General features: G+C 38.6%; 8 protein-coding genes. 7 read left to right on the forward strand and 1 reads right to left on the reverse strand.

What is annotated here, in order from left to right; translation table 11 throughout:
- From MKZ09_RS11710 to MKZ09_RS11725, 4 genes are all read left to right on the forward strand, one after another.
- Positions 1 to 2631 (forward strand): adenosylcobalamin-dependent ribonucleoside-diphosphate reductase, encoded by a 2631-nt coding sequence (locus tag MKZ09_RS11710; protein WP_256719207.1) that lies wholly within the window; start codon positions 1 to 3, stop codon positions 2629 to 2631.
- Between the two features lie 288 nt (positions 2632 to 2919).
- Positions 2920 to 3099, forward strand: a complete 180-nt coding sequence (locus MKZ09_RS11715; RefSeq protein ID WP_076204674.1) for a hypothetical protein — start codon at positions 2920 to 2922, stop codon at positions 3097 to 3099.
- 101 nt (positions 3100 to 3200) lie between these two features.
- Positions 3201 to 5375: a hypothetical protein gene (locus MKZ09_RS11720; RefSeq protein WP_076204670.1), complete on the forward strand. Its 2175-nt coding sequence runs from the start codon at positions 3201 to 3203 to the stop codon at positions 5373 to 5375.
- 280 nt (positions 5376 to 5655) lie between these two features.
- Positions 5656 to 6522 (forward strand): hypothetical protein, encoded by an 867-nt coding sequence (locus tag MKZ09_RS11725; RefSeq protein WP_076204667.1) that lies wholly within the window; start codon positions 5656 to 5658, stop codon positions 6520 to 6522.
- An 85-nt stretch (positions 6523 to 6607) separates the two neighbouring features.
- On the opposite strand, the gene MKZ09_RS11730 is transcribed toward MKZ09_RS11725, so the two are convergent.
- The gene (locus tag MKZ09_RS11730) at positions 6608 to 7729 is read right to left on the reverse strand and encodes a restriction endonuclease (RefSeq protein WP_076204663.1); all 1122 of its coding nucleotides are present in this window, start codon (positions 7727 to 7729) and stop codon (positions 6608 to 6610) included.
- A 204-nt stretch (positions 7730 to 7933) separates the two neighbouring features.
- On the opposite strand from MKZ09_RS11730, the gene MKZ09_RS11735 reads away from it, so the two are divergent.
- The 3 genes from MKZ09_RS11735 to MKZ09_RS11745 all read left to right on the forward strand — a co-directional run bounded on the left by MKZ09_RS11735 (position 7934) and on the right by MKZ09_RS11745 (position 12566).
- On the forward strand, positions 7934 to 9769 hold the full coding sequence (locus MKZ09_RS11735) for an ATP-dependent nuclease (protein WP_076204659.1): 1836 nt from the start codon (positions 7934 to 7936) through the stop codon (positions 9767 to 9769).
- Positions 9756 to 11639: an ATP-dependent helicase gene (locus MKZ09_RS11740; protein WP_256719206.1), complete on the forward strand. Its 1884-nt coding sequence runs from the start codon at positions 9756 to 9758 to the stop codon at positions 11637 to 11639. The genes MKZ09_RS11735 and MKZ09_RS11740 overlap by 14 nt, the downstream gene beginning before the upstream one ends.
- A 204-nt stretch (positions 11640 to 11843) precedes the next feature.
- Complete coding sequence (locus MKZ09_RS11745) at positions 11844 to 12566, forward strand: type II toxin-antitoxin system PemK/MazF family toxin (RefSeq protein ID WP_076204650.1); 723 nt, start codon at positions 11844 to 11846, stop codon at positions 12564 to 12566.
- The last annotated feature ends 406 nt before the right edge of the window (positions 12567 to 12972 follow it).

The raw sequence follows: 12972 nt of genomic DNA on the forward strand, positions 1-12972 counted from the left end.
ATGGAACGTAAGCAACGCCTTGAAGGGCTAAGTGAAAAAATATTTTTGGATCGTTATGCTTGGAAGGATGCAGACAGCAACAATGCTAAAGTAGGCGATGTTGTATTGGTGCTGACCAAAGATGATCCGAAGTTTCCAACTAAGGAAGTTGGAGAAATTGTGGAGCGCAGTGGTCGAATTGTAACTGTAAAGACACGCAGTGGCGAGCTTGTGAAATCGGATGTTGAAAAGTTGACCCTTAATATAGAAAAAACTCCTGAGGAAATGTGGGACCGTCTATCCACAGCGATGGCTTCTGTAGAGAAGACACCTGAGCTTCAAGCAGAATGGGCGGGCAAATTCCGCTCAATCCTGGATGATTGGAAGCTTGTGCCGGGTGGACGTATTGCGGCTGGTGCAGGTGCTAGTGAAGAATTAACATTGTTCAACTGTTATGTAATCCCTTCTCCAAAAGACAGCCGTGGCGGCATCATGCAGACTTTGTCTGAAATGACGGAGATTATGGCGCGTGGTGGCGGGGTGGGAATTAACCTGTCTTCATTGCGTCCTCGTCGTGCGATTGTTAGAGGGGTTAATGGTTCATCCAGTGGTTCTGTATCTTGGGGCGGTTTGTTTAGTTATACTACGGGGCTTATTGAGCAAGGCGGCAGCCGTCGTGGTGCGCTCATGCTAATGATTAATGATTGGCATCCCGATGTTGAGGACTTCATTACCGTGAAGCAAACGATGGGCCAAGTCACTAATGCTAACCTTTCGGTATGTGTGAGCAATGGTTTTATGAAGGCTGTAAAAGAAGATCTGGACTGGGATCTCGTATTCCCGGATACAACCGATCCTGAATATAACGAAATGTGGGATGGTGATCTCGACAAGTGGAAAGCTGCCGGCAAAAACGTTATCCATTATCGCACCGTAAAAGCGCGTGACGTGTGGCGTACGATCATTGAATCGGCATGGAAATCCGCTGAGCCGGGCGTCGTGTTCATGGAATACTATAACCAGATGTCTAACAGCTGGTATTTCAACCCGATTATTTGTACGAATCCGTGTGGAGAACAAGGCCTGCCAGGCTGGGGAGTCTGCAATCTGTCTGCGGTGAACCTGTCCAAGTTCTACGATGAGAAAAATCATGATGTAGATTGGGAAGATCTTGCGACTACAACACGTTATTCTGTCCGTTTTCTGGATAATGTAATTGATAAAACACCTTATCATTTCCCGGAAAATGAAGCGAATCAGAAAAAGGAACGCCGCGTGGGTCTCGGAACCATGGGATTGGCGGAGCTGATGATTAAATTGAACATCCGTTACGGCAGCCCGGAATCGTTGGAGTTTCTGGACAAGCTATACGGCTTTATGGCTCGTGAAGCCTACCTTGCATCGGCAGAAATTGCTGGAGAGAAGGGGTCCTTCCTAGCTTTTGATACTGAGAAATATCTAATGAGCGGCTTTATGAAAAATATAGTCGAAGCGTATCCAGAGGTTGGTGAAGCGATTCGTGAACATGGTATGCGTAACGTTACAGTGATTACACAAGCACCTACAGGTAGTACAGGTACAATGGTGGGGACTTCTACGGGAATTGAGCCTTATTTTGCCTTCAAGTATTTCCGTCAAAGTCGTCTTGGCTATGATGAACAGTTTGTTCCAATCGCTCAAGAGTGGCTGGAAGCTCATCCAGGTGAAGAGCTACCGGACTACTTTGTAACTTCGATGGATCTGTCAGCTAAAGATCATATCCGTGCGCAAGCAGCGATCCAACGCTGGGTAGATAGCTCTATTTCCAAAACAGCGAACTGCCCGTCTGACTTTACGGTTGAAGAGACGGCTGAGCTATATGAAATGGCCTTTGATCTAGGATGTAAGGGTGTTACGATCTACCGCGATGGAAGCCGTGACGTTCAAGTTCTGGAAACCACGAAGAAGGAAGACAAAAAAGAAGCCGCTCCGGGTGCGGCAGAGGAAGCTGCAACTACTGTAGAAGCTAGTACAAGTGTGGTAGCAGCAAGTCCAGCGCCTCAAGTGACTACAAAAGAGGCGGATAAACAATACAAAAAACGTCCGCAGGTTCTGCGCGGCGCTACCTATAAAATCAACACACCATTTGGGATGGCATATATTACGATCAATGACCTTGATGGAATACCGGCTGAAATCTTCCTGAATGTAGGTAAAGCAGGTTCTGACGTCTTTGCTATGGCAGAAGCACTAGGCCGTGTCTGCTCCTTGTTCCTCCGTTACGGAGATCATGGTGAGAAAGTGGAGCTGTTGATTAAACATCTGAAAGGCATTGGCGGATCAGGAGCTATAGGCTTCGGTGCGAATCGTGTTGAATCCATTGCTGACGCTGTAGCTAAGGCACTGGAATCACATGTGCTGAACAATGCTCATGATGATCATGTACCTGCTCCTATTGCGGCAACTTTGGAGCTGGAGGATTTCAATGAAGCGTTAAATGCGGAGTTAAAATCGAGCGTTCCGTCAGCTACGGAAGATGGACATGGTGGTCATCATGGACATAACCATGCTACGGCTTCCCGTGACCTTTGCCCATCCTGCGGCAGCGCCTCGCTGATTAATATTGAGGGCTGTAAGACTTGTGGCAATTGCGGGTATAGTCGCTGTGGGTAAACGTTAGAGCCAATAAGTGTTTTATGGGAAAATGTGATGTGCCACCAAAAACGGGATATCGCCATAAAAAACGGGACGGAATGTCATCAAAAACGGGATATCCACAGGCAAAAATCTTAAATATGTAAACAAATGTTAAAATTCAGCCCTATTTTAGCCTAAAATCGGCTATTTCAGACCAATCTTAAGTAAAACTTCATTCTTGCACAGATTTTACAGATGTAATTCTATTCTTAAGAAATCCGTATTTTCCTTATGCAATAACAAACATTGTGAGGAGGAATTTCAATGCGTGATCGTAACAAGGATGGGCAATATCGTCAGAAGCGTGCAGACACAAGGGTTGGGAATATCGAAGCTAAGTATGGGGTTGATTTTGGGGTTCGAAGTGATATGGAACTTGGAACCTTAAGAAAACGTCTTGGCGACAAATCACTGACTCAAATTCTAAAAGATCAAAACAAGTAACAGCATAGGGGGAGCGAATTTTGGCTCCCCCTTCTTTAATAAAAAGACAGCAAGAAACGCATAGGGTTCCCATAACAACCAACAAGGGGAGGTCATAATGTATGCCGTCAGATAATAAATCAAGTAAACTGCTCCACGTTCAAAATGGAGCAATCCGCAAATTGCTGTATACCCATGTAGCTGATGAAGACTTAAAAAATCGATACCGCGCAGTGAACGGAAGAGAAACAAAGAAGAATATTAAAGAAGCGCTCCAACGTGTTGAAAAAGCTAAACTGATTGAAATTATTAATAAGAGTCCTGAAATCACTGAAGAACACATTGAATTATGTTTTGAAGAAAATCGTTATAGTAATCGGCCTAACTTTCGTCTTTTTCATCTCCAGTCCTTATACCCGCAAACCACTTCAGCATCATTTATACAAGCCCACAAAGAAGATAAAGCCATCAAGAAATTAAACCAACGCCTTAGAGATGTTCCCTATTCGAATGACAATGTAGCCTCATTATTTGCTGTTGATCAGACACTTATTGATTCTCAAACCTTGGAGATTGCGTTCAAATATAACGAAAAATATAATTTCATTGATCCTGAGACTGAACAGAATGAATTCATTTATGAGTTAAAGTACGGATTTATGTGGATCAATTTTGACCAACGGTACGTAAATATTAATCTTCCCAGTGATTTGTTAGTCGGGACCCTTTCTAGTATAGCTGAAGAAGCTTTTGCCTGCTTATTAATCCCCGTGAATATTACAAAGTCTGTTGTTGAACGTGTATTTCCTAAAGACTCCATGAAAAGAACGACTTTCAGTACTAATTCCTCTGATGCTTCGGGAAAAATTGAAAAAATTACATTAGCAGATAAGGAATTAGGAAATAAAATAAGTCAAAATCCAGAGTACGAGGGATATGACTCGCCAAGTTCTGTTTACCAAGAGGCTATTGATGAAGATGGAGAGCTGTTTTCTACCTTGGGAGTAAACTGTGAAAAGGGCAAAATTTATTTGACGCGACAATTGAAGGCGACGGATATGAGACGATGGGGGCTGTGGCGAATTGGCCAGATCATGAACCACATGAATACCATCCATGCTAATGGTGATATTGAAGAAAAATTCAATTCATTTGGTATTGCCGATGACAGCGAAGTTAAAACATTCGCATATGGCCAAGACGAAAAGAAAGCCATTGTAGAACTGATGAAAGCTATAGTTATCTGCAAAAAGAAGGGTATCGAAAGCTATAAGTTACTGAGCGAAAAGCCAGAAAAACTAGTAGCAGCACTAAAGAAACATATGAACTTACGGTTTAGACCTTATTGTGAGGGCTGCCAGGAACATGCGGATCTGGTGTGCCCATCCTGCGGTAAATTTGAGATTATGGTATTGAGCAGAAAGGGACAAGTCACAACCGTAAAGTGTGGATTCTGCTCGGAAAACTTAGAACAGGATCAACTAACATGCCTGATGAGCCATAAAGTAAGGGTTAACTCCTGGTATGACGGTGTGTTGATGTATCCTAATACAGCTCTGACATCATTGATGCAGCGTATGATTAAGAAATACTTCCCTGAGGTTGATTTTATGGCTGAGGAGGAGCAATTCCATCTCTCTAATAACGTTGTACACTATTCTGCTAATAAAGCCTCCAGAGTCATGTACCGCGTGGAGGATATCCCTGAGTTTGAAAAAGTATGGGGGCGTAGAATTTCAAAACAGCGTAGAGAAGAATTACAAGAAGTTATGGAGCTCCTAAAGGAAAAGTGTTCAAAGCAAAGCTCAGATGGTTGTAAGGCTTGTCAAAAAGAACATAGCGTTCGCTGTGTGATGAAACCTTTTGTTACCTTTACAAATCATCAGCTACATCCCCATCATGGTCAAGAATATGGTGATATTAGCTTCAACATGAAGATGTTAAATATGGACGATGCAGTTTTTGTAGGCATTGCTAAGAGTTATGAGAAGAAAGAAATTACAAGTGCAAGTGATAAAGGGCGGGAGATGCTTGAGCAATTCCATGGCAAGTGCACAGATACAATGACGCATGTTATTGGCATTGTTGTTGCGGGTGAACTTGAGCAAGGGTTTACCGCTAAACTACAGGATTTAGCTAGAAGGTATAATAAAAAAGTTGTTATGTGGACTTATAATGAACTGTTAATGGCAGTTGATTATGCTATTCACAAATATGGACTAAGTATTGAAAATATTATAGTTGATTTGAAAGCAGACGGATCGAAACGAAGAGGTCGTCCAAGGAACGCTAGTTAACACAATTTCCATACAAGCAATCTTATCTGATTTTGATTGGTCAGATTAGATTGCTTGAATCACTACTATTATTTTCAATTTCTAGACCTATACATAAATAGTATTGGCTACAAAATAAAATGATGAATTTCACAACAAGCTCATTCAAAAGAATCAATTAAATAATCAAATTATTAAAATACATTGTAGATAAAATGATAAAAAGGGTGATATGGTGAGACATTTAATTAATAAATTGCAGTTAGTTTACCCTCCAATTTCAAATCAAGAGGGTGTTTGGTTGTGGGAGGTAGAAGCAGTTCGAGAAAGTGTTAAAGCATCAAAACTTTACATGATAGGGCACAGAGAAGAGTTGTTTTTTATTTTTGATGATGAAGAAATGAAAAAAGAAGGCTTTACAGGCATTCTAAAATTTAAAATAATAATGGGGGAAATAAAAAGTCCTTGGATATATTATAATATAAGAGAGGAATTGAATTTATTAGAAGATGAAGAAGATACTATTTATCTTGAAATGGGAAAGAAATTAATTCGGTTTACATTAAATAAACCTGAAAATGTAGTAAAATGGTTCACACCAGATATTTTTCTTTTTTTATTTTGGCGTGATCAAATACAAGTAGAAGTTGAAAGCGAATTTGATTTCAGACAATTCACAAGATTTGAGCTTTATTACGTAGGGATTTCAAAAAAGGGAGATAGTTTTTCCAGGCTATTTGAGCAAGCTCATCACGGTAGGTTGAAAATTCTCTCAAATGCACAAATTAAAACATACGGATCGCGTCTTACAGATGAACTCGTTATATTTCTTTTTGATATCGACAAAACTAATATAAATGTGATAAGTACAGAAAATGATATTGAAGAGGATATGTATTATTTATCCGATGACTTATCTGTTATTGCAGATGCTGAAAAAGCTTTTATAAGTTTGTTGAAAACTGAATATAACGAAGTCGCTTATAAAAATTTCCCGCGAAGTACAGATGGTTTATTTAATGATAAACTAACTAGATATGCTTATAGCATACAGGAGGATCTTTCATTTTATACGACAATTGAGCTGAAAGGTGCATATGAAATGCTAGCTCCATGTGATTTCATTCTTGTTGAAGGTAAAAAAGCCAAAGTCATTAAAGTCCCTTAATTCAAACTGAATATTCAAAGGATGATGTGGTTCCTTTGTAAAAATATAACGCAGAAAGTACACTTGTGTATTTTCTGCGTTATATTTATTTAATATATAATTCGTAGAGTTTGTCTCTAAAATTCACGAAAATCTCAAGTGAGCTACTGATATAAAACTCCAGACTTGTTTTTATATCTCTTACGTTTAAGTCAAAATTATCTGCAACAATTGGATTCGCATAGCCGCCATCGGAAACCTCATAATCTCCATAGCTAAGTTCAACAATTCCCGTAGCCTCGATATCCTCATCAACAGTTAATCGAAATGGAATTCTATCGGACCCACCCCTGTCAGGTGAAACGTTCCCCCAACTGTAGATTACTGCCTTTTTATCATTCAGATTATTAAGCACTATTAAATTGGAATCAAAAGAAAAATTCTCTGAGATAGTGCACTCTTCAATTATGGCATTCACCTTTGAGTTGAAGATTTTAATATCTAAATCTAGATCGTCCCAAAAGGCAGCCAAATGAGCTAACGAGAAATTGCTAAGAATTATTGAGTAATAGTTATATTTATTATCATTAACAATATCATTCTTATGGAATATAGATATGAAATCATTCAAAGTGTCCTTTACGTAATCAACATCTTCTGAGCTATTTACCTTCTCTTTGATATCTTCATAAAATTCAAAAATCTCTTCTGAATAACCAGATAATGAACCTTTATACTCCTCGGCTATGTCGATGATTTCTCTAATATCATCATGTTCATTTATTCGTTCTGCAACACCTTCATCGTCAGGTAATGGATCTAACCCTGCTTCTTCTTCATAAATTTCTTCATACATCCCAGCGAAGTCGAATTCTTCAAATTCTTCAAAAGAGAGAATCTCAAGACGAATATCTTTTGCATCAGCTCTATTTTTGGCTGCTGGAGAAAACCCCTGGTTAGTGATAATTATGCCAAGGTTAGCTTTGATATCTTCTAAAAATCCAATGAATCCATCAACAATTTTCACATCAATATTTTTAGAATAACATTTACACTCAACTGCAATTTTTATATCATGTCCTAGAATCGATCCAGTCGCTAAAACATCTACTTGGCGCTCAACTTTACTTTGGTGACCAAATACTTTTTGGTTAAATAAGATATTAATCCCAGGAAACTCGGATTTTAGCTTTTCGTAAATTTGTGTTTCATATTGTCTCCAATCCATTTTAATCCTCCAGATACTCAGCATTCACTGCTTTATAATAGCGTATTGAATAGAAGAAAAACAAGGAGTAATGGGGAAATTATGAGAATACTAAATCTCCCAACATTCGACATTATTTTTAGACAAAATATGATAAGTTCGTATGTATAAAAGTGTTCTATATTTCAGGTTCGTCATAATAAAAACCTTATCGGAGGAATAATAGTGAGAATTAAACAATTACATATCAAGAATTTTAGAAACTTCGATGATGAAGTTACAATCGTTCCGAAAGTAGTAAATGGAATGGACATGGTCGTTCTGGTGGGCGAAAATAACGCAGGAAAAACAAGCATCTTAACGATTCTGCATTATCTTTTCAATCCTGAACGGTCCATTCGGACTCTAGAGTTCCAAGAGACCGATTTCTATAATATAGATGAACCAATTAAGGTTGAGATTATTTTTTCCGATCTTAGTGATGAACTCCGAGCACATTTTGTTGGAATGGTGGATATCGAAGAGATAGATGGACAAGAAGCATGGTTTTTACCTCTTGTGTTTAACTGTGTTTACGACAAGGACACAAAAGAAAGCGAACCTTCCTTAGTTTATGGAAGACAGGTAGAGAGGATAGTTGGTTTCACGGAAAAGCGATTGATTTCGTTTTATTACCAAGATGCGCTTCGTGACCATCGTGCCATCAAATCTAATAAGGGCAGCTTATTCGGCCGTATTCTTCAGCAAATCGATCTTTCCGCAGAGGAAACTGTAATCCTCGAAAAACTTGATGAAGCGGGAGATTCCCTAAAAGATAACGTCGATATCAGTGCCTTTGTAGACGGTGTATCAGAGGTTACTCGTCGAATCATCGAGATGCCCGATATTAATGACCTTTTGCGTCTTACAGTAGCGGCTTCTTCAAGCGTTGATATTAAGAAAAATATTCAGTTGCAGCTAAAGCACGCAGGAAGTGATCGATATTTGAATATTGAGCAATTGGGTCTAGGACTGCAAAGTGTCTTAACCGTGAGTGTTTTTCGGGCATTTGCAGGAATCGGTAAGCTTCGAGAAGGGATCTTTGCAATAGATGAACCTGAGTCGCACTTGTACCCGCACTCACAGAGATCCATGTACCGAGAAATTATGGAACTCTCCAAAATGCGGCAGGTCTGGGTTGCTACACACTCTCCTAGTTTGTTGGAATGGATCAATCCGCGTCAAATCTGTTTGGTTCGAAAAAAAGCTGATGGAAGCGCAACGACTATTCAGCTTTCTGATAAGTTTCCCGAAGCCTATATTGCATCTTACGAAAAGCATTTGGATGTCGGAAAAGCGGATGCATTTTTTGCAAAAGCAGTGCTACTTGTGGAAGGACCTACAGAGCAGGGTCTGTTTCCTGCTTTGGGTTTAGAAAATACTTGGTTCTCTGAACTGTATGACCTGGATCGTACGGGTATATCTGTGATTAATGCAGGTGGAAAAAATAATATTAAAGCACTCATCCAACTTCTCAAAAACTTTGACATTCCAAGCGCTGCGATGATTGATTACGATTCGAAAGACAAGAAACATGAAGAAGAGCTCAATCAAATTAAAGCAATAACAGATAATCTGTACGAATTGCCAAGGCATGTTGATATGGGGGATATTGAAGGATTTGTGTGCCTGCGTGCGCCGATTAAAGGGTTAATTACCTTCTTGGAACAGTCACTTTCAAGAGAACGCATTGACGAGTTGTTTGCGTCTTTAAAAGGAGCTGTTAACTCTTTTGATGCTGATAAAGCTGAGCAAATTAAAGACCTTCGTAAGCAGGGGGCGGAATTATCCAGTTGTGTACCCATTTTAAATAGTGTTCCTGAAGCTGAAGAACGTGTTCGAAAAGCTCTTGCAGGTGGCTTCCGCAAGATAAAAGGTCGGACAACAGGGCGGATGATAGGTGAGACATTCTGGGAAAGTTTTGAAAGAGATTTTTATGAAAATACTTTGGACCTTGTAATTGAACTCGCAGGTTATGAATCACCTTGGAAAGTGGATGATGCAGATGATGAAGAGTCTTGAAAAGCTTAATTCACAGCAGCGTCTCGCTGTCGAATCTTTTGACCAAAATACGATGGTTTTTGCAGGACCAGGTACGGGGAAAACACGCGTAATCACAAGTAGAATCGCCTATATGTTCGAATCAGGGAGACTAATGGATTCCAAACGAATACTGGCAATTACGTTTACCAATAAAGCCTCAAATGAAATGAAATCAAGAGTTAGTTCAATTGGTACGGTAGATCAAAAGCGTTTAAGAATTGGCACATTTCATAATTTCTGCATGTGGGTCTTAAAAGCGTATGGAGACAAAATCAACATGAACCGAGAGTTTACGTTTATCTCTACAGCGCACCAAATGCATTTACTACAGAGTGTTGTAAAAAGCACACAGCTAAAAATGAAACCTAAAGATTTTAAAAGCAGAATTAGCGAGTTGAAGAACTCCTCTATTGATTTCAAAGACTACATGGACAAGACCGAAAATGGAGGAGTAATAAATTTTCATGCTGCGGCAGTGGAATATCAGCAGCGCATGAATGCGAATAACTTGATTGATTATGATGATGCGATCCTTCAGACCGTAACATTATTTAAAGAAAAACCGAGTATTCTGGAACTTTACCAAAATGCATTTCCCTATATTTTAGTCGATGAGATGCAGGATACCAATCGAATGCAGCTTGAGCTTATTCGTTTGCTCAGCAGTAAAGCAGAGCACGTAATGGCCGTCGCTGACGACGATCAATCCATTTATGGGTGGAGAGGTGCATTACCCACTGTCATACAAGAATATATTGATCTAATGCAGGCGGAGAAAATCGTGTTAAACGAGAATTATCGCTCCCCTCAAAAAGTCCTTGATGTCGCGAATCGTTTGATTAAGTTCAATGACGATCGAACAGAGAAAGGTTTAATTGGTCGAGCAAACAAAGAAGGAGATGGGGTATGGGGAAAGGGTTTTAATACGTGGGAAGAGGAAGCAGATTGGGTGACAAATAAGATCAAAGAACTTCATAAAGCAGGGATGGAATATCGGCAAATGATTATCTTGTACCGAAGTCGACACCCTTCTCTAAAAGTTATCGATAAGAATTTGCTTGAGAAAAGAATTCCATTCCAGCATTTTGGGAAAAACTTTGCAAACAAAAGCGTACTTCTGACCGAATTTATCATCGCAGCAATGAAGCTAATTGCAGATCCGAACAATGAGGTTATCTTAGGAGCTTTAATGAATGCTTTTGCCAAACGTTATGAGCTAAATGAGGATTTTGATTTGTATGGTCATTACGAAACGAACCTCGGCAGCGTAACGCTTGATAAACTTTCCGCAATGTTTGCTGAAGATGAAGTGGATGCTACAATTAAGAGAATGGCAACGTATTGCCTCTCAGCAAATAGTGTTAGGTCATTTGTCCAGATCTTTGATGGGCTCTATAAAGCGCTCGATATTGAGACGGATTTAGAGGAATTCGATGAGGCAACAAGTTATGAAGAAAAGCGGCATCTTGACCTTTTGAGAGATAGAATATCTAAGACGATTTCCACATCACTTACGGATATGTTGGCAGAAATAGATTTGAATGATGATTCAAATCATATTGATCAACAGGTAAACAAGGTTGGGGTGTCCACTTTTCACACAGCAAAGGGGCTTGAATACAAAGCGGTATTCATTATAGCACTTGAAGATCACTTTATCCCTGGAAGAAGTGGTGGGAATCCCGACAAAGAACAGGAAGAGCGGCGTGGCTTATATGTAGCTGTTACGCGAGCAGAAAGTAAGTTGTTTATAACCTGTTCGAAGCAGCGTTCAAATTGGAATGGATACCTGGAAAGCGTCAACCCTTCGAGGTTTTTAAGAGAAATGCAGAAACCCAAAGCAACTTAGCCGTGTTTTAAAGTTGTCAAACTGGTTGTGAAATAATATTCCGCTTCATTTTTATACAGATAATCTCATATATGAAATCCCGAATTATTCAGTACTAAGTATGTAATAATACAATTGTTGATTAAATCGATATTCAAACATTTGTTCGGTAGGAAAACCTCCCTATTTGTCGTAAAATGAAATAAATGGGGAGGAATAATATAAATGCCTAAAATAAACACAATGAAATTATTTGATTTACTAAAAGATAAAAGCATAAAAAATGAAAGAGCAGGAGATTTTCCTGAAATTGTCTTTGAAATTGATAAGGTTTCTAAAAATTTTTATAACTGGTTAAAGGACTTGGAAGTGGAACAATGTATAAAAAAAATATTATGGGAAGGAATATTAAATGAGTACGGAACCTTTGGTTCTAAATCTGGAGGGACTAGAGAGTATTCTAGAAAAAAAATTAGTGGCGGAAAAGAAGATTTTAACTATAATCAACAATTTACAAAGGGGAAATTGCTTAGTATTGATTTCGGAACAAGTAATATCGATAGAGAATTAGCTTTAACACACACAGGAATTGTTTTAGCGGATTATACTGGAATGGTAATAGTTGTTCCAATTACATCACAAACCAGCTTAGATTTAAATAAATTATCGCCAGATATTAAAGGTGATATTATTCCTATACTTAAGAAGGACTATCCTCAAATCGAAAACGATTCTTATATTCTGATGCATCAGTTACGTTGTATTTCGAAAAATCGAATTACGAAAACGGGAATTATCGGCTCTATCTCTAACACGAAGATTTTAGAGGAAATTGAACTTAAATTCACTAAAATATGCGCTTTTGATTATTTTATGCTACAGAGAAGGAAAATTGAAGATCTTGAAGAACAAATAGCTAACTTAAAAAAAGGTCTTGACATAAAATGAATTTTAGTGTATCTTTAACGTATTGGTTTACATATGCAGCCTTCAGGGCGTGAAGATGATCCACTACATCGAAACTAAAAAAACCTTATTGGTCCCCTTAGCTTACTGCTAAGGGGTTTTACATTTTATTAGTATCCCCTGTTCTTTTATTGGATTCAAACCTTAATAATTCAAAACAAAAACCCATGATACTAAATCATGGGTTTTTGTTTTGAATTATTATTGAAGCCACACAAATTAAAAATCTGGTGATCATGTCTTATTTGGTTCTGTATATCTAGTATTGCTTGTTATTTCTCTCCTTCCCAAGTCAATAGTATATAAAATTATCTTGAATTATCGCTTTTGAAGAAAACAATTTATAGGTAATACAAAATATGGTACGATTCGAGTAGCCCATCAGATG

It is taken from the genome of Paenibacillus sp. FSL R5-0908 (assembly GCF_038006245.1).
GTDB lineage: Bacteria > Bacillota > Bacilli > Paenibacillales > Paenibacillaceae > Paenibacillus_AQ > Paenibacillus_AQ odorifer.